General features: G+C 49.6%; 13 protein-coding genes. 12 read left to right on the forward strand and 1 reads right to left on the reverse strand.

Annotated elements, in window-relative coordinates; all coding sequences use genetic code 11:
* Positions 1-124 precede the first annotated feature (124 nt).
* Genes porX through GSQ62_RS16400 form a run of 3 tightly spaced genes read left to right on the forward strand, consistent with a single transcriptional unit; the run spans position 125 to position 3,354 of the window.
* Entirely contained in the window at positions 125-1,687 is a 1,563-nt protein-coding gene (porX, locus tag GSQ62_RS16390; protein ID WP_161890511.1) for a T9SS response regulator signal transducer PorX, read from the forward strand.
* Positions 1,680-2,126, forward strand: coding sequence for a tRNA (adenosine(37)-N6)-threonylcarbamoyltransferase complex ATPase subunit type 1 TsaE (gene tsaE / locus GSQ62_RS16395; RefSeq protein ID WP_237586706.1), 447 nt, complete (start codon positions 1,680-1,682; stop codon positions 2,124-2,126). The genes porX and tsaE overlap by 8 nt, the downstream gene beginning before the upstream one ends.
* Position 2,127: 1 nt before the next feature.
* Positions 2,128-3,354 (forward strand): alanine dehydrogenase, encoded by a 1,227-nt coding sequence (locus GSQ62_RS16400; protein ID WP_161890512.1) that lies wholly within the window; start codon positions 2,128-2,130, stop codon positions 3,352-3,354.
* Positions 3,355-3,546: 192 nt separating this feature from the next.
* Here the strand turns inward: GSQ62_RS16400 and GSQ62_RS16405 are convergent, their stop codons facing one another.
* Complete coding sequence (locus GSQ62_RS16405) at positions 3,547-4,446, reverse strand: flavin reductase family protein (protein ID WP_161890513.1); 900 nt, start codon at positions 4,444-4,446, stop codon at positions 3,547-3,549.
* A gap of 566 nt (positions 4,447-5,012) precedes the next feature.
* On the opposite strand from GSQ62_RS16405, the gene GSQ62_RS16410 reads away from it, so the two are divergent.
* From GSQ62_RS16410 to GSQ62_RS16450, 9 genes are all read left to right on the forward strand, one after another.
* Positions 5,013-5,795 carry a polysaccharide biosynthesis/export family protein gene (locus tag GSQ62_RS16410; protein ID WP_161890514.1) on the forward strand — a complete coding sequence of 261 codons (783 nt, stop codon included), beginning with the start codon at positions 5,013-5,015 and terminating at the stop codon, positions 5,793-5,795.
* 11 nt (positions 5,796-5,806) lie between these two features.
* The gene (locus GSQ62_RS16415) at positions 5,807-8,143 is read left to right on the forward strand and encodes a GumC family protein (protein ID WP_161890515.1); all 2,337 of its coding nucleotides are present in this window, start codon (positions 5,807-5,809) and stop codon (positions 8,141-8,143) included.
* 166 nt (positions 8,144-8,309) lie between these two features.
* The gene (locus tag GSQ62_RS16420) at positions 8,310-9,767 is read left to right on the forward strand and encodes a lipopolysaccharide biosynthesis protein (protein WP_161890516.1); all 1,458 of its coding nucleotides are present in this window, start codon (positions 8,310-8,312) and stop codon (positions 9,765-9,767) included.
* Between the two features lie 149 nt (positions 9,768-9,916).
* The gene (locus GSQ62_RS16425) at positions 9,917-10,924 is read left to right on the forward strand and encodes a glycosyltransferase family 2 protein (RefSeq protein WP_161890517.1); all 1,008 of its coding nucleotides are present in this window, start codon (positions 9,917-9,919) and stop codon (positions 10,922-10,924) included.
* Between the two features lie 189 nt (positions 10,925-11,113).
* On the forward strand, positions 11,114-11,944 hold the full coding sequence (locus GSQ62_RS16430) for an ATP-grasp fold amidoligase family protein (protein ID WP_161890518.1): 831 nt from the start codon (positions 11,114-11,116) through the stop codon (positions 11,942-11,944).
* A gap of 131 nt (positions 11,945-12,075) precedes the next feature.
* The gene (locus GSQ62_RS16435; RefSeq protein ID WP_161890519.1) at positions 12,076-12,972 is read left to right on the forward strand and encodes a glycosyltransferase; all 897 of its coding nucleotides are present in this window, start codon (positions 12,076-12,078) and stop codon (positions 12,970-12,972) included.
* A 17-nt stretch (positions 12,973-12,989) separates the two neighbouring features.
* Positions 12,990-14,141, forward strand: coding sequence for a glycosyltransferase family 4 protein (locus tag GSQ62_RS16440; protein WP_161890520.1), 1,152 nt, complete (start codon positions 12,990-12,992; stop codon positions 14,139-14,141).
* 56 nt (positions 14,142-14,197) lie between these two features.
* Positions 14,198-15,412: an O-antigen ligase family protein gene (locus GSQ62_RS16445; RefSeq protein WP_161890521.1), complete on the forward strand. Its 1,215-nt coding sequence runs from the start codon at positions 14,198-14,200 to the stop codon at positions 15,410-15,412.
* Positions 15,413-17,267: 1,855 nt separating this feature from the next.
* Positions 17,268-19,229 (forward strand): T9SS type A sorting domain-containing protein, encoded by a 1,962-nt coding sequence (locus GSQ62_RS16450; protein ID WP_161890522.1) that lies wholly within the window; start codon positions 17,268-17,270, stop codon positions 19,227-19,229.
* The last annotated feature ends 240 nt before the right edge of the window (positions 19,230-19,469 follow it).

The following is a 19,469-nucleotide window of genomic DNA, read 5'->3' on the forward strand; positions in this document are numbered from 1 at the left end:
TTGCCTTTTGCCACGCCTTAATTAAAGCATATACCGTACTTTAAAGTATGGCTGATGCCTTTTCGCAAATCCGGATTATGACCATTTAACAATTAAGCCATATAACAATCTATTACATAATGCTATGCAAAGATACGATATTTTATGGGCCGATGATGAGATCGACTTGCTCAAGCCGCACATTCTGTTCCTGGAGGAACGCGGCTACAACATCACCCCGGTGAACAGCGGCACCGACGCCATTGAGGTGTTTCAGGAGCGCACCTTCGACCTGGTGTTTCTGGACGAGAACATGCCCGGCATCAGTGGCCTCGAGACCCTGACGGAGCTGAAGAACATACGGCCGATGGTGCCGGTGATCATGATCACCAAGAGCGAGGAGGAGCACATCATGGAGGAGGCCATCGGCTCGCGCATCACCGATTACCTCATCAAGCCGCTGAACCCGAACCAGATCCTGCTCTCGGTGAAAAAGGTGCTGGACAACAAGCGGCTGGTGTCGGAGAAGACGAACATGAGCTACCAGCGCGACTTCCGGCAGCTGGGCATGGCCTTTGGCGAGCGCCTGAGCCCGCAGGAGTGGGCGGATATATATAAAAAGCTGGTGTACTGGGAACTGGAGATCGACGAGACGGAGAACAAGAGCATGGCCGATGTCATCAACATGCAGAAGGACGAGGCCAACTCCAACTTCGCCAAGTTCATCATGGAGAACTACGAGGACTGGATAAACCAGGACTCGGACGACGCCCCGCTCATGTCGCACCAGCTCTTCCGGGAGCGCGTGTTCCCGCTGATGAAGGAATCAGACCGGCCGGTATACTTCCTGCTGATCGACAACCTGCGCTACGACCAGTGGAAGGTGCTGGAGCCGCTTATATCAGATTACTTTTCGGTGGACCAAGAGGAGATGTTCTATTCCATTCTGCCTACCACCACCGCCTATGCCCGCAACGCCATCTTCTCGGGCATGCTGCCCACCGAAATCGCCAAGAAATACCCGAACATGTGGGTGGGCGACGACGAGGAGGAGGGCAAGAACCTGCACGAGTCCGATTTCCTGGATATACAGATGCAGCAGAACCGCATGACGGAGAAGCACAGCTACCACAAGATCACCAACCCGGCCGCCGGAAAGGACCTGCTCTCCAAGTTCAGCAACCTCGACAACAACAAGCTGAACGTGATCGTCTACAACTTCGTGGACATGCTCTCGCACGCCCGCACCGACAGCAACATGGTGCGCGAACTGGCCCCCGACGAGTCGGCTTACCGCTCCATCACCCGGTCCTGGTTCCTGCACTCGCCGCTCTTCGAGACGCTGAAGCTGATATCTGAGAAAAAAGGCCGCCTCGTCATCACCACCGACCACGGCACCATCCGGGTAAAGCGCCCCTTCAAGATCATCGGCGACCGCAACACCAACACCAACCTGCGCTACAAACACGGCAAAAACCTGGGCTATACCGACAAAGACGTGTTCACGGTGCGCAAGCCTGAGCGATTTTTCTTGCCAAAGGCCAACGTTTCCACTACGTTTGTGTTTGCGATAGAAGACTACTTCTTCGCCTACCCGAACAACTACAACTACTACGTGAACTTCTACAAGGATACTTTCCAGCATGGGGGCGTGTCGCTGGAGGAGGTTATTATACCGTTTGTCACGCTTTCGCCTAAAAATGGATAACACCGGAACGCATAGCGTAGTTTTTCAGATGTCGTCGTTGGCTGATGTGCCGGCGGCGGCTTCTGTGCTTATAGCGGAGGCCGGGCAGGAAACCATCATCCTGTTTGAGGGGCCGATGGGCGCTGGCAAGACTACTCTGATAAAGGAGATTTGTCTGCAGCTGGGTGTACAGGAGAACGTGAGCAGCCCTACCTTTGCGCTGGTGAACGAGTACGAAGCCGCCGCCGGGAAACTAATTTACCATTTTGATTTTTATAGGATAAATGAGGAACGGGAGGCGCTCGGCATCGGCGCGACCGAATACTTTGAGTCGGGCAGGCTGTGCCTAATTGAGTGGCCCTCGATGATACCCCATTTGTTGCCGGAGCATTACCTGCTCGTGAAGCTGCAACCTGCTCTTGATGGCGAGGTGCGCACCATGACCCTAAACAAAGTATAGTATGACGGAGAAGTTAGCCGTGGATCTGGCGAAGTTGGCGACAAGCCGCGCCCTTTACCCGAAGGAGTCGATGCTGGCCGTGGAAGAGAGGCGCCGCAGCTTGTTTATCGGCATCCCCAAGGAGTCTTCGTTCCAGGAGAACCGCATCGGGCTGACGCCTGACGCGGTAAAGCAGCTCACCGACCATGGGCACCGCATACTGCTGGAGGCGGGGGCGGGCAGCCCCTCCAAATACTCCGACCACGAATACTCCGAGGCAGGCGCCAGAATCGTATACTCCACGCTGGAAGTGTACGAGGCAAGCATCATCCTGAAAATTGCGCCGCCCACCTACGACGAGATAGAGTACCTGCGGCCGGGGCAAACACTGATCTCTGCCCTGCAGTTCGGTAACCTGACCGCAGACTATATCAACGCGCTGCTCCGGAAGAAAATCAACGCCATTTCGTTTGAACTGATCCGCGACAAGTCTGGTGCCAAGCCGGTGGTGCGCGCCATGAGCGAGATCGCGGGCAGCACCGTGATGCTGGTGGCGGCGGAGTACCTGAGCAGCAGCAGCGATGGCAAGGGCGTCATACTGGGCGGTATAACAGGGGTGCCCCCAAGCAAAGTGGTGATACTGGGTGCCGGTACGGTGGCAGAGCACGCCGCGCGCGCCGCCTTTGGCCTGGGCGCCGAGGTGAAGGTGTTCGACAACCATATATATAAACTGCGCCGCCTGAAGCAGAACGTGGGCACACAGCTGTTTACCTCCACGCTAGACAAGGCGGTGCTGTACCACGAGATAAAGCAGGCCGATGTGGTGATTGGTGCGCTGGTGGCCGAGGAGGGGCAGATTACGTGCATGGTGGAGGAGAGCATCATCTCCCAGATGAGCCCCGGGTCCATCATCATCGATGTGTGCATCGACCAGGGAGGCTGTTTCGAGACATCAGAGGTGACCTCCCACTCGCGCCCCGTCTACCGCAAGTACGACATCATCCATTACTGCGTGCCCAATATCCCGTCGCGGGTGCCGCGCACGGCTTCGCAGGCGCTCAGCAACATTTTCACGCCTATCTTTTCAGAGTTCTCCAAGTACGGGGGCATCAACGAGGTGCTGTTCACAAACGAGCATTACCGCAGCGGCGTCTATATATACAAAGGCAGCCTCACCAATGGCCATATCGCCAAAAGGTTCGGGATGCGTTACAAAGAGCTGGGGCTGATGATTGCGGTGAGGAATTAAACGGACGCAGGACATAAGACGTTAGACTTTTTGCAGCACCCGCCACGGCGGGTGCTGCTGTTTATATGCCTATGTACTATTTCGTTGTAATTAACTGGTAAAGGGTCAGTCGGCGATGGCAGAAGAAAACTTAAGGTATATGGCAGGCAGATAAGCGCGATGCTCGCACAGCCATATATAGCCTGGCAGGTTCTATATATGGTTACTTAGCAGCAGTACCTTCCAGGCGTCCTGCACCTGGTTGTCATCCAGCAGTTTCTTGCCCAGTTTTTCCAACTCACCCCGTTGTATGTCGGGGTTGTCGCGGTGCTTTGTCAGGATGTATGCCACGAGTGGATTCGATTTGAAAGCGGCTACTTCTTCCGGGGAGGGCATTTTTTCGGTGTTGCCGAGGCGGCCCAGGTTGTTGCCGGTAAGCAGGCTGCTGTTGCGGATAAATTCCGGGAGCTGGTCTACGCCCATGCCCTTGCTGCGGAGCGGTTTGGGCAGCTCGAAAATGTTTTCCTTTGTGGCGCGCAGGTAATAATCGCCTCCCATGCGGGCCACGGCGTCCAGTTTGTAGGGATCCACCCTGCCCTGCTCGTCCAGAATATCCTCGCTGATGTGCAGCAGCAGCACCTCGCAGAGCACCAGGTGGCCCGCGCCGCCCTCTTCGCCCAGCGTAATTACGTCCCTTACTTTGCACTCGAAGGCGGCGGGCGCCTCCTTTACCCGGGGCGGCTTCACCCGCTCCGACTTTACAGGAGTAAGGCCGGATTTTAGAAACTCATTTATGCCCCTGTCGTATTCTGTGCTGGCCAGCGACATCTGCTCGACCAAGCCGTAGTTGCCGATGTTGATGACGACCTCCTTTGTGGCCTGTATGTTTTGGAGCGTGTGCTTGCTGCTGTTGTCGCGCATGCGGCTCAGGGGGGAGAAAACCAGCATGGGTGGTTTGGAACTGAACAGGTTGAAAAAGCTGAAGGGGCTGAGGTTCACGTTTCCCTCCTCATCAACGGTGCTGGCAAAGGCGATGGGGCGGGGCGCGACAACGCCTGCCATGAGGGCATATAACACAGATGCCTGCGTCTGTTGCGGATCTAAACTTTTCATCTGTGAGCGGAATGCGTTTATCGGAGCGGCTACAGGCAGCCCCTTGCCCATAAAGGTAAGAAAACAAAGCCTGGTATATAGGCTGCTACTGCTGTCATCGTCCGCAGGCACAGGCGTACAGCACTCTTAGGAGCAGCGATAAACCGCCCCGGCTTGCCTGTGCCAGGTCAGTAACAGCAGATGGAGGATACTTTCAGGGGAAATGCAACGACTACCTTCCTTATGTCGTAAGGGGCATTACACCGGCCGCCGTTTGCACTGTTTGTGCCCGCCTGTCACACCAAACGGTCCGGGAATTTGGCCGGATTTTGGCTCTTGCGGCCTTAGCAGGAAGTCTTGGTCCGCAATTATTTTAAAGGTTTATAAATTATAAACAGTTACCTTTCAGATTCATAAACATCCCATTGGTTTTTCTTTACCCTTATTTAATATTGCATATATACTTTTTTGGATGTATTCCGTAAGATTGGTTATCTCGAGGCATTTCTTGATTTAATAAACACCTTCTATATACGGAAAACTATGGGAACACAGTTAACAACAATACATTGCTTCTAAACTTAACCATGAAAAAGAATTTATTCTACCTTCTCACCCTATTCACACTATTTTCTTGCAGCAAGAGGGATTTAGCCTATTTCAGTGACATACCAGAGCAGAGAGTCTACAAAGAGAAAATCACGAACTCCATTGAGCCCACCATCCAGGCGGATGATATATTGGGCATTACCGTAAGCAGCTCGAACCCAGAGTCCAACATGCTGTTTAACAATGCAGGCGGTGGCAGGTCCGTAGCGCAAACTGCGGGCGGAGCCACGACTTACGAGGTGAACGCCGTGAACGCCGGTTACCTGGTGGACCAGAACGGTTATATAGACTTCCCGGTGCTGGGGAGGATAAAGCTGGGCGGGATGACAAAACCGGAGGCAAAGGAAAAGCTGAACAGGGAACTGAGCAAATTGGTGCTGGACCCCTCCGTTAACATACGGTTCCTGAACTTCCGGGTGACGGTAATTGGCGAGGTGAAGAACCCCAGCACGTTTACCATCCCCTCCGAGAAAATAAATATACTGGAGGCGCTTGGCCTGGCCGGGGACATGACACCCTACGGCATGCGCAGCAACGTGCTGCTGATACGGGAAGAGGAGGGCGTCAGAACCCTGTCCAGAATTAATCTGAACTCAAAGGAAGTGCTCAACTCTCCGAACTTTTACCTGCGGCAGAACGACGTCATATATGTTGAGCCAAATAAAACCAAAGAGGCGCAGGCTACCACCAACACCAGGATTCTGACTTACCTGCTGGCAGCTACGTCTGTAATCACTCTTGTAATATCAAGGCTATTTTAAATTCTGTGGGCATGGATAAAAGAGACATATCTACTTTCGAGTCAGAGCAAATCGATTTAAAAAGTATCTTATCCAGGTATCTGAAGTACTGGTACCTGTTTTTGGCTGCTATATTGTTGTGTGTTGGCGGTGCATACGTGTACCTGCTTCACGCCACACCCCAATACTATGTCAGCAGCACGCTGTTGCTGAAAGACGACGAGAGCGGGCGCGCCTCGTTTGACTTGTCGGGCCTCACTGGTGCCGATATTCTCCAACCTAACAAAAAAGTAGAGAACGAGATTGTGGTGCTGAAGGCGAAAAGCCTGATGCAGCGCACGCTCGAAGACCTGGAGCTATACACCAGCTACTTTGTGGAGGATGAGGTAAAGCTCGTGGAGATATACGGGGAGGACCTGCCGGCGAAGGTACTGGTAGGCCAGATGAACGACAGCGCCTACGGCAAAACGGTGACCATGCACATCCGGGACAACAGCCAGTTTGATTTGATAGAGGAAGATGGGAGCAAAAGCTCGCATAAGTTCGGGCAGGAGATAAAGAAGCCGTACGGCACATTCACCGTTGTCATGGCGGCTGGGGCCATCACACCCGATTCACCAAAGGACATCCTGGTGAAATTCAACGATATGCGGGAGATGGCCATCTCATACAGCGACAGGCTCGACATTGCCCCCGTTAACAAAGACGCCAACGTTATCCGCATCGCCCTGATCGACCCTGTGCCCCAGAAAGGAAAGGACATCGTGAACAAGCTGATTGAGATGTATAATGTTGAGGATGACGAAGAAAAGAACCTGATCGCCGCCAATGCCATCGATTTTATAGATGAGCGCCTCAAGTTGCTCACCGCCGAACTGACGGACGTGGAGAAGAATGTGGAGCAGTACAAGCGCAAGAATGAGGTGACAGACATCGGCTCGCAGGCGAAGATGTACATGGAGAAGGCCAGTGATTATAACCAGCAGCTCACAGACTGGAGCATCCAGATTGATGTGCTCGAATCGATAGAAAGATACCTGAGCAACAGAGAGACCGAGAACGAGCTGGTGCCAAGCACCCTGAACATACAGGACCCCACGCTCCTGGGCCTGATAGGTAAATTTAATGAGCTGCAACTGGAGCGCCAGCGGATGCTGAGGACAACGCAGCCCAGCAACCCCATCGTGCAGGGGATGACAGACCAACTTACAAACCTGCGCACCAACATCCTTGAGAACCTGCGGAACATCAAGAACAGCCTTATCATCACCCGGGATCAACTGCAGGCAAACTACGCGCAGTTCGAGACGAGGGTGCAGGAAGTGCCTTCCATTGAACGCGATCTGCTGGAGATAAACCGGCAGCAGGGCACCAAGCAGGAACTGTACCTCTACCTGCTGCAGAAGCGGGAGGAGTCGGCGCTGTCGCTGGTAGCCAACGTCTCTAACTCCAGGGTGATTGATGCTGCCACCGCTGAGGAAGAGCCAGTGCTGCCTAAAACGAACCTCATATATGTGCTGGCTGTATTGCTGGGCCTGGGCCTGCCGTTTGCCGGTATCTACCTGAAGGACGCGCTGAATGACAAGATACAGGGCCTCCGGGATGTGGAAGTGGCGACAACCGCCCCAATTCTTGGGGAGGTTACCTACAAGAAGGCCCGCTACCCGCTTGTGGTGACACAGGATAGCAGAACAACTGTGGCAGAGCAATTCCGGCAGATCCGGGCAAATCTTCAGTTCGCGTTCATCGGCAAGGAGAACAAAGTGATTCTCGTCACCTCAAGCATGAGCGGCGAGGGCAAAACATTCTTCAGCCTGAACCTGGGAGCCAGCCTCGTGTTGACAGGCAAGCGCGTAGTAGTTCTCAGCTTCGACCTGCGAAAGCCAGCGTTGCTGCAGAGTCTGAATCTGCCGAACGAGGAAGGCATCACCAATTACCTGATGGCTGATGATGTGAACGTGGAAGACATCGTGTGTCCGTCCGGCACCTTACCGGACCTGTTCGTGGTAGGATCGGGCCCAGTACCGCTTAACCCCTCTGAACTAATGCTGCTGCCAAAGGTAGGAAAGATGATTGACGAGTTAAAGGAGGTGTTTGACCACATCATCATCGATACCGCCCCTGTTGGGCAGGTGGCGGATGCGCTTGCGCTGGCACCGTACATCAACTCGAGCATATATGTGGTTAGAAACAATTATACTTACAAGAAGCAGATAAAAATCATTGATGACATATACAAGAACCAGAAGTTCAAGCATGCGATGATTGTAGTGAACGGCGCCAAGGTTGAAGCCGGTTACGGTTATGGTTATGGATACAAAGAGACAGCATCAGCCAGCAAGAACCGTAGCAGGAAAGTTGAAGCTTAAGCAAGAGCCGGTACGGTGAGGGATTTATAACTTCTTCGGATAGCCGGCCGATTAAAAGCCAATGCGAAATCCAGGGCGGTGCGGTGTGGTTCCGGTAGGGGGATAGAAGCATGCCCTATCCGAATCGCAGCAACTTAACAGGATTATCTTCAATCGTTTGAATCGGATGCAACTTAAAGATACTAGAGGCAAAATAGTTAGTGGCGTATTCTGGAACGTGCTGCAACTGGTTGTAAATAAAACTTTTTCCTTCGTAATAAAACTGGTTCTGGCAAAGCTGCTTTTCCCCGAGCAGTTCGGGCTGGTGGGGATGGCCACCGTGTTCACAAGCTTTGTGCAGGTTTTCAATGAATTGGGCATCGGGGCAGCCCTTGTGCAGCGCAAAGACGAAGAGTTAAGGGATGCACATTTCCACACAGCCTTCTGGACAGGTGTGGTATGGTCGGTGGGCATATTCCTGATCATTGCTTTTGTGGTGGCTCCCCTGGCGGCCCAGTTTTACAATGAGCCGCTTCTCTCAAGCCTGATCCCGGTCCTAAGCATCGGAGTGCTGTCGAGTCCGGTGAACTTGGTGCACAGGGCCCAACTCACCAAGCAGATGGATTTTAAGAAGCTGGCCTTTATCGGTAATGCCTCTACAATATTTGCCGGTGCCGTTGCCCTCATGCTCGCGTTCCTGGGTGCCGGGGTCTGGTCACTGGTGTTTAACTCGGTAGCGACCTTCGTTATCGCCATGCCGCTCTATTTCAGGGCGACGAAGTGGGTGCCAAAGCTGGTGTGGGAGAAGCAGGCCTTCAACGATGTTTTCGGGTTCGGGATATACACCACCGGCACAAGCGTCCTCAATAACCTGTTGACCAACCTGGATTACCTGCTGATCGGGAAGCTGCTCAGTGCCAGCGCACTGGGTGTCTATACCTTCGCTTTTGTGCTGACCGATACCTTCAGGAACCAGTTCACGGTTATGATGAACAAGGTAATGTACCCGGTATATGGCCAGCACCAGGACGACCCGGCGCTGCTGAAGAAATATTACCTGAAAGTGGTGACCTACAACAGCCTGGTTATATACCCGGCCATGGTACTGCTGATTGTACTGGGAGAACCGCTGATTCTTAACCTCTTCGGCAGTAAATGGCAGGAGTCTATCCTTCCTATGAAGATACTGGCCCTTTCTGTTATGATCCATATGCTCGTGAGTGGACACTCTTCGCTCTTGCGCGGACAGGGGCGGCCAAGGTTGGAACTAAAGCTTCAGTTTTTTAAAGCTGCCTTCCTGTATGCCCCGCTTATTGTTATAGGTATATATAAATATGGCATTGTAGGGGCATCGTGGGCTTGTGTGATATACAAGGTGTTGGAGGTGATTTTGATACAATACTATCTGAAAAAGGTAGTTGACATATCTTTTGGAGACCTCCTTGCGCACATGAAAGTCCCTTTTATCGCCAGTACGGTATCGTTCGTGCTTACATATGCGCTTTTTGTGGCGGGTGCGCACTACATTCTCTGCGTCATGGCGCTGTCACTTGCATATGGGGGCATCGTTTTTCTGCTGATGCGCAAGGAACTTTCAGGCCAACTCAGGGAATGGAGGAGCGCCAGGGTAAAACAGGTGGCCTGACCCTGGCGTGGCAGAAAAATGGCAGATATTCGTTCACGATGCGGGGCTGAACGGACAGGGGGAATCGGGAGACGCACATTTAAGTTAATTTAATTATATATTTTTGCGTAAAGTACACCTTCATATATGGAAGGGAGTAACAACTTTAGATGATGATGAACGTGCAGGACAGCAGTACACTTTTGGTTTCAGTAATTATTCCCTGTTATAATTGCGAGGCATTTATCCACAGGGCCGTCACCAGTGTGCTGCACCAGACTTACCCGAACATCGAGCTGCTTCTCGTAGACAATAACTCGACAGATACTACTTACACCATCCTACAGGACCTGGAGAGAGAGCACCCTGGCGTAATACGCGTTTATTCTGAGAAGAGTAAGGGGGCCTGTGCCGCACGCAACCACGGCCTGTATAAAGCCAATGGTGATTGGGTACAGTTCTTAGATGCCGATGATGAGTTGCTGCCAGAAAAAGTCGAGTCGCAGCTGCAAGTTGCTGTAACTTCCGACACGGATGTTGTGGTAGGTGATTACACCAGGGTCGGGGTTAGAAAAAATACCCCATACCAAAAAGAAATAGCAGCAGAAGATGATCCGTGGCTGGGTGTAATCAACTCTACGCTTGGGGTAACAAGCGCTCTCCTCTGGAAGAGGCAGATGTTGTTAGCGGTTAACGGCTGGAATGCTGCCCTCAGCTCGTCGCAGGAGTATGACTTGTTGTTCAGGTTGCTGAAGCATGGAGCTTCGGTAAGCGTAAACCACCAGATGCATACGCTTGTGTATGCGCGCCAGGAGTCCGTTTCGAGGACAGCAGACGCGGCAAAGCTGCTCCAGATATTCCAGAACAGGTATGATCTGCGGTGCAGGATATATGATTTTCTCTCCGACAACGGCCTCCTAAGTCCGGAGTATAAGCAGCAACTGGACGCCTACTTATATTATCATCTGTTACTGATCAGCGAGCTGAACATGTCTTTCTTTAAAGAGCAGGTCAGGATTAACGGGTTTGAGGATCTGGGGCTTGTTGATAGAATAAAAGCTTTTTCGAATTTTATCAGGCATAGCTCCAAGCGGAAGTACGGTTACTCGAACATGCTTCTGAAGTTGGCGGAATGGCAGTACTTCTTTTGCAAGAACCTGTACCTGTTGAAATTTTAGCGCTTAGCCTCAGTATCTAAGCGAAGACTTTACCATAGCTTAACAGCACTGGTGAGGGAGCAGCGGCCTGTATTAGAGTAGAGAAGGAAACTCCCCGGTGGAAGATTATCCCGATATGCATTTACAGGCTATACTGCGGCAACCATGATACAGCTACTGAAGGAATGGGCTAGTTCGGCAATTGTTTATATGAAAGGTTATGGCGAGTTCTCCCGGCGCATCAAACGCAGGCACAGAACATTCTGGGACGCGCCGGACGCCGAAATTGTCCGGAATACAAAGATGAGTGCCAGCGACCCGATCGAGAAATGGAGGGATGCGTTGTATTGGCAAAGAAAACTCAGCAACAAGTATAACGCCAGGGAATTTGCACAGCTGCACGGTTGCAAAGTGCCGGCATTATATTGGAATGGCAGAGACCTCGATAGCCTGAACTTCGATGCGCTGCCTCCTCAGTATGTGATCAGGCCAACCATCGGGCACTCATGCGACAAGGTATTCCTGATGAACCAGGGTGTCAACCTGATGGACAGACAGATATATCCGAAGAGAGCCCTCCGAGAACTCATGGGCAACGCGCTGATGCAGAACCCCTACCAGGAGTTTCTGGTAGAAGAGTTTTTACGGACAGAGGAGGGAGAATACAGAATACCGAAGGACTATAAGTTTTATATGTTCAACGGCGACATAGCCAGAATAGAAATAATCGACAGACTGGGCCCCTCCGAAGGTTATACCAGCTATTACACCGAAAACTGGGAGCAGATGGACAACATTGGGATAAAGTATGGCAAAGCAGCCTACCAGCCACCACCATTGTGCCTGAACGACCTGATTCGCCATGCGAAGTCCCTGAGCAAATCATATGAATTGTTTGTCAGGATAGATTTCTACGCTACAGACCAAGGCGCCTTTTTCGGAGAGTTCACGCCTACGCCGGGCTCGGGAAAATGCTTCACCCCCGACGCTGACAGAATGTTTACCGACTACTGGAACAAGTCGTGCAGGGGGATGCTATGAGAGGGGAAAGAAACAAACAGCGCAGTGCTTAAGATTTAACGAAAGAGCAACACAAGCAGGAATTACTTTATATATGGATTATGGAAAAGGAGCATTATACAGCGCGGCAGCATAATCCCAACTTCAACCGTATGACGAATCACCCTTTTGTCTCGATTTTAATACCGACGTACCACGATTGGGCGAGGATGGCGCTTTGTGTAAAGGCGCTCCATAGCCAGACTTATCCTGTCGATTCTTACGAAGTGATTATCATTAACAACGATCCCGCGGATCCAGCCCCTGATAATTTCGAACTCCCGCCTAATTTTACGCTGATTGCGGAGGGTAAGCCGGGTTCATATGCTGCCCGGAACGCCGGGCTGGCGCTTGCTAAAGGCGAGCTAATAGGCTTCACAGATTCTGACTGCATCCCTCACCCAACCTGGATTGAGAGTGCTGTAGAAATGTTCAGCACAGGCCGGGTCGACAGGATAGCCGGGAAAATTGAGCTGATATATGCGAATGACCAGAAGAAATCGTGGGTTGAACTATATGAAAGCATCTACAGCTTTAACCAGAAGAAAAATGTAGAGGTGCTGAAGGCGTCCGTTACCGCTAACCTGTTCACCAGAAAAGAACTGTTCGATAAAGTCGGCGGGTTCGATGCTACAAAGAAATCCGGGGAGGATATCGGCTGGAACAGGAGGGCCAACACCCATGGCTTTAATCTGGTATACGGCGATAAAGTGAAGATAAGCCACCCGGCCCGGAGCACCTTCCGCGAGTTCCGGAACCAGAAACTGAGGGAGTTTGGGGGGAAAAAAGAATTCAAATTAAACACCCTGAAGGGGATTGTCAAAAACATACTTTTCCTTCCTTTCTTGTTCTATAAGATCGTTATCGGCAAAACATTTCAGCTCTTCTCACATGCCAAGCAACTTTCTGTTGTGGAGAAAGCCAAGGTGGCGGGCGTAAACCTTTATTTATATCTTATTCTCATGACAGAGTTTTTTAGACTGCTGTTCGGGGGTAAAAGAGTAAGGTGAAATTCAATAAAAGCGACATGAAAATACTAAAGATATTGTTTAGCAGCGACAGAGGCGGTGTGCTGGCATATGAAGTCCAGTTTATCCAGGAGTTCAAGAGAAGAGGCATTCAGGTGGACGCCGTCATACTTGGCGAAGAGAGCCAGGCGAAGGTGTACAAAAGCCTGTGCGATACATCCTACACGATCCCTTCCCTTGATGCTCAACTGGCCGGTTCTCCCTTAAATATCCTTAACTCTCTGCTGAAGTCATATACTTTTGGAGCAAAATATTCGAAGTATCTGAGGCAACAAATCGGTGCTGGCAAGCAATACGATGCCATTATGTACTGCAGGCCTAACCTGATACACCTGGCGGGCATGCTGTCACAAACTTATGGGTGCAAAGCCCTGTGGCATCTGCCCAACACCGTAAACCGGGATATGGCCAGGAAGTACTATAAACTGTTTTGCGACAAATACGGCATCATCTCGATCGGGAACAGCGCCTATACCAGAGACACATTGGGCGAGCAGTGCAAGCACATCGTATATATGGGCTACGACGAAAGGCGCGTACAGGCAAGCAATCTCAGCTTTAGAACTGAACTAGGCATAGAAGCAGGGGCACCCGTATATGGCATTGCAGCGAGGCTGCACGTAGACAAAGCACAGGACATAGTGGTGGAGGCCTTCGCCAACTCTGACATACCGGCCAAAGGAGGGCACCTGCTGGTTGCCGGCGGCCCTGTTGGCTCTGAATTTTACGCGAAGATTCACAAAGCCGCGAAGGGGCTGGCAGGCAAGCAGGTGCATTTTCTGGGGGAAGTGAGCGACCTTCCAAAATTTTATTCCAGCATTGATGTCGCTATCAACGGGCGGAGAAACGTAGAGCCTTTCGGGATAAGCGTGGCCGAGGCGCTTGGAGCCGGCAAGCCTGTAATTGCGTATTACCTGGGCGGCCCTTCCGAGATGATTGAGCATGGAAAGAACGGGTGGCTTGTGAACGCGCCCGCTGTGGAGGATTTCAAGGCTGCTTTCAACAACTCCCTGGAGAACAGGGGCAGGTGGGGCGAGATGGGAGCTTATGCCAGGTCATGCGCCAAAACATTCAGCGTGGAGGATAACACCGACAGGCTACTGGAAATAATAGAGGGATCCAGAAGCAGGCAAACCGTTTTAGCTCATTAGATGCGGGTATCCTTATGTATATAAGCAAGTACAAAATATATGCGACAGCTTTTTTTATGGCTGTCTTTTTCTCTTTCTCGGGATACTATGCTGTGCTGTTGCTCTCCAACAATTTGCTTGGACTTAGCTTCTCACAGTACTTTACCATTCCGGTCAGGATACTGATTGTGCTGTTGCTGTTCATCTGCTTTATTTTGATAGGAAGAAAGGAGCAGATCAAGCAGCCGGTGTTCATCGCATTCATTCTGTTCTCACTGGCTTATCTATTCCGGATAGCTGCTGAAATCCTGAGCGGTGTACAGAACCATATGAGCAACAGCACTTTTCTCCTTTATTTCCTGTCATTCTGCTTTTTGCCTTTCCTGTGCCTATTTCTAAAGAAGGAACTATTCGCAGACCTGAAATTTTACAAATGGGCAATCCTGCTGTCAGGAGCTATATTAGCTGTATTGTCATTTTTTTTCTACAGAGATATTATCGGTACCGTAGGCAGAATCTCGCTGGCAGTTTCTAAAGATGAGAATTATATATCTCCTTTAGCCCTGTCTTATTCCGGCTCTCTTACGATGGGAGTGGCTTTGCTCGTGCTGCTTACAAACACTAATTCAAAGTTTGTTAAGCTGATGCTATGGATTATTGCGGGAGTGTCCTGTGTTCCGTTCTTTCTAGGAGCCTCACGGGGCTCTGTCATAGCCCTGGCCTTTCCTTTCATCCTCTTTATATTAAACCATCGGAGCAAGCTGATGAGCATATACCTGCTGATCGCATTTGTTTTGTTCTCTGCCGGTGTAATAGTCCTCAGTGAGCAGTTCGGCAGTACTGTTATCGACAGGTTTATGGGCATCAACGAGGACGTTGATTCGGGAAGTTCTTCGGCCTCAAGACTTTATATATGGTCCTATGCGCTCGGCCATTTTGCTGACAATCCTTTGTTGGGCCACAGCTTAGAAGTGCCGGAGACAGGGCACTATCCTCACAATATTTTCATTGAGGTGCTCATGGCTACCGGCATCGTTGGTTTCCTCCCCTTTATGTTCGTGATAGTTAAATCTGTGAAGCAAACCCTTTATATATTCAAAAACAGACCTGAGCTTTCATGGGTGGCCGCAATTTTTCTGCAGAGTCTGATTCAGAATTGTTTCAGCGGCGCAATTTATACTGCCAGTTGGCTGTTTTTCTCTATGGCATTCATTTTATCCATGAATCTGGCTCCTGAGACAATTGCTAGCCCAACGCTGCACATACTTGGTCAAAGGAAGGTGCGCGCCTAATCCAAGGTTCAAACAGCGCTATATTACTATAAAATACATTATGATTCAACACGGCTTTGCCCTTTGCGGGATTCCTATAGAAAGTAAGCCGATCAGATTTTAGAACCTATGCATAAAGAGGGCTTTCACGCTATTTAGTCGTCTTTGTGCTATTCCATATAATCAGGCTGCATGATTCCTATGCTTGTGCTTTGGCTTGTTAATATGTAGCCAATTGTTTCTTTTCTGTTCAGTGCTGCTACTTTATAGCATGTCGCAATTATCCATACTGTTCTCCCACGCAAGGTACCTGATATAACAGTATGGCGATACGGCGAAGGTGCCTACGTTCATGGCTCGCGCCTGGCAGCTAAACCTTCCAAAGATCAGATTCTGACACTTAGCCCCTCCTGCTTGCAATTCCAGGCTTTGCTGCCACCCTAATTCGGAACTGGGCTTGCCATACTATTCCTTCTCCATCTGTCCCGTAGTTAGAGTTCAATAGACGTGCGTAATTATCTCCCCTTTAAACCATGTCACTTCATCGGGGAATTAAGTGGCACGTTTATCGATACAAAGGTGGGCTTTATACATATGCCTGCATTTTTTAGCACCTTTAAAAAAGTTACGCAATTATCTGTGAATTTATTGCGGATATCTAATTAAAATCGGAACACTATGTGTGGTAAATCTACAAAGTGTGGAATATTTCCACAGTACCGATTTGGCCTGCACAATTATTTTTATCAGTATTTATTCGTATTTGGCTGATAAACAGCGCTTTGTAATCTATTAGATATTTTTGGTATGGTTCTGACATAGGTGGGGTAGTTATCTATCACATTTTAGTTAGACTGTATGAGAGAGAATCTTACGCTGATTTCCTGCCACCTTTTCGGATGTTTTAAATACGAACCCAAGTATTTAGCCACTCCTTCACTTTGGCAACACTTCTCAATACAATAGTCTCTGTGTTTGCATGAAGAGGATAATTTTTGTGTATGCATTTATCGGCAATGATACCTTTTTATCTCTTGATTTAAAAGACGATTCCTTCTCTGACTCTGATAGCTGTGGGAAAATGTTAGTGGTTCATATATAAAAGGCCTTCAAAAGTATCTAAAGCATAAGCATGGTGAAGCTGATTTAAAAGGAGTTTTTTCGTGTGTTAAAAATATTACTTTACAGTGATGTAGATTTTTTGTATTGTTTCGCTTATTGTATTTTTATAATAATATAGGCTCTTAAATTTTGCTTATCAGCTATAAAATAGAATAGCCTGAGTGCATAGATAAATATACCCATACACATCGCAATGTGCTTCCTTCTCAGTGGATGGTATTAGCGATAATGTTGTCTTAGGTACAACATTTTTCTTCTTTTAGATTTCCATTTTTACTGATTATTCCTTCCACACATGTGTTTTTCACATAATAGATGCTGTTTTTTATGTACAGCACTTATCTTCTTGGCCATGTATTTCACTGATTGCTGAAGAAGGTGATATAGTGGCAACTCAACCCTTTATCTTGAAGCAGGAACTATTGTTTGATTGTGAAATATTGTTAGGTTATATAAACTTTTAAAGAAATTTTCAATAAATGTTTGAGACAAATATTTTTGTATACTTTTGATGTGAAAGAAATTTATTAAAAATTAAAAATTGAACCTTTATGAGAAATCAACTTTTAGCCGAGGATTTTTCTTTACCCTTCTGCCTGTATCTGGGCAGCAGAAGAAACAATTTTCGCGAAACTGTTCAAAGTAGTTTACCTGCCATAAAGGGTATTTTGTTTGATGAGCCCTTCTATATGTAACAAGTTTTAAAATATTTAGAAAAATCCTTAAAAAATTATAAAAAATGTTCTTCCCAGATATGAAAAGAATTCTATTCTTCCTCGTAGCCACCCTTTCCTTTTCTACACTGAGTTTCGCCCAAGTAGCCCCTAATTTTGATATTTATGCCTTTCCGTCACGCTTCGACGAGAAATCAGAGGCGTATTTTGATGCCAATGGCTTTGATATCAGGAACGTTGAAGTAATGACAGAAGGAACCATTGTTTCCACTTATGATCACAATGACATTGATCCGCAGAGCATCAAGCGCTGGCTGGATAAGTTTTTCCCGGGTTCCACCAGTTCAGGTAAAGTGGTGCTGGACTGGGAGAGCGGCCCTTACATGGACATGAGGAACTACCCTAAGTCCCACAGCCGCTTCAAAGCTGCAGAGGCCAAAATAATTGAACTCATCACACTTGTTAAAAGATATAGGCCGAACATAGATGTTAGCCTATATAGCTTTCCCTTCCGCACCTGGAATGATTGGCAGCAAGATAACTATAACACTCCCGGCAAGCTTGACAACGTGATCTCCAAGCTTGATTTCATCACGCCCTCTTTGTATATCTTATATACTGACGAAGAGGTAGGACGTGAGCGTAACCTGAAGTACCTGCGCGACAATATGGATCCAGCCTTGATATATGGCAAGAAGTACAACAAGCCAGTGATTCCGTTTGTCTGGCACAGGGTGCACTTCAACAGCCCGCTCTATGGAAAGCAGATTATGCGCAAAGAGACGCTGGCGCGATACATCAAGTACGTGATGAATTACTCTTATAACAACTACGAGCCTGAAGGTATAACCTGGTGGGATGGCGTAGGCGGCCGACTGGATAACCTTGGCGGAATGGATGGGTTTTTGAACGGCACTGTATACAACGCAGAAACCTATGACGCCATGATCGTAAGCTTTGCAAAGTATATCAAGCAAGAGCTCAATGAGGGCGCAGTAGCTGCCCCTGCTCCTTCGTCCGATGCTCAGAAAGTGGTAAGCTACACGCTTTTCAACGCCGACACCAAGCAGGAAATAAAGACGCTGTCGAACGGTGCTGTGTTAGACCTATCCACCCTGCCAACCAAGAACCTGGACATCCGCGCCAACACAAGCCCCGCCACCGTGGGAAGTGTGGTGTTCTCCCTGAGCGGAGCGGCTAGCAAATCCGTGATTGAAAATATCTCTACCTATGATATGATGGGCGACCAAGGCGCGTGGGTGCCTGCAGAAGGAAGCTACACGCTTAAAGCCACGCCTTATACTGCCTACGGTGGATCTGGAACCGCCGGTACCTCCCTGAGCATCAGCTTCAAAGTAGTGAAAGATGCCTCCAGTTCCAGTTCATCGGATATCACGCTGACGCTGGTAAACGCAAGCAATGAAAGCGACATCATGGCCTTGACCGACGGCGCTACCTTAGACCTTTCCAAGCTGCCTACCAAGAGCCTCAATGTCCGCGCCAACACGGTTTCCTCTTCTGTGGAAAGTGTAGTGTTGCAGCTGTCAGGCGAAGAGACGTATAAGCGCACCGAGTCAGGGGCCCCTTACACGCTGAGAGGAGATGAGAATGGAGACTACTACGGCTGGACGCCGGCAAGCGGCAGCTACACGCTGAAAGTCATCTCCTACTCCGGGGCTAAAGGCACCGGCACCGTGCTGAACACCGTTTCCGTGTCCTTCAAGGTGGTGACTGGCCTGAGCACCTCGTCTTCAAGCAGCGCAACCGCAGGCTCGGAAGTGGCCCCACTCGCAGATGGCCTGTCAGCTTACCCGAACCCTGCCTCTGCCATGCTGAACGTGGAATTTGGCGACACGGGAGAGGGCGTGGCGAAAATCAACCTGCTGGACTTCAACGGAAACGTCGTGCTGACACAGGAGGAGCAGACTTCCGCCAGTGGCTTTAGAACGGCGCTTGATGTAAGCAGCCTGAAAAGCGGCCTCTACGTGCTGCAGGTGGTGACTCCGAAGGGACGCACCTCACAGCGTGTTGTTATAGAGTAAAGCACCAACTTATACAAAACGAAGAGAGGGCTGCCCAACAGGGCAGCCCTCTCTTCGTTTTGTATAAGTTGGTGCAACGGAAGGGAAGAAAGGTTGCTATTGCAGCACTAACGTTTCTTCCTTTCCGCTTTTGGGAGTAAGATTAAGTGCTGCCATTTCCCGGTGCCGCAACCTTAATTGTACATGCCCTTATACTTATATATCTCTTAATAAGTATAATAGGAGTGTAATAGCGCATCA

The organism is Pontibacter russatus (genome assembly GCF_009931655.1).
Classification (GTDB): Bacteria; Bacteroidota; Bacteroidia; order Cytophagales; family Hymenobacteraceae; genus Pontibacter; species Pontibacter russatus.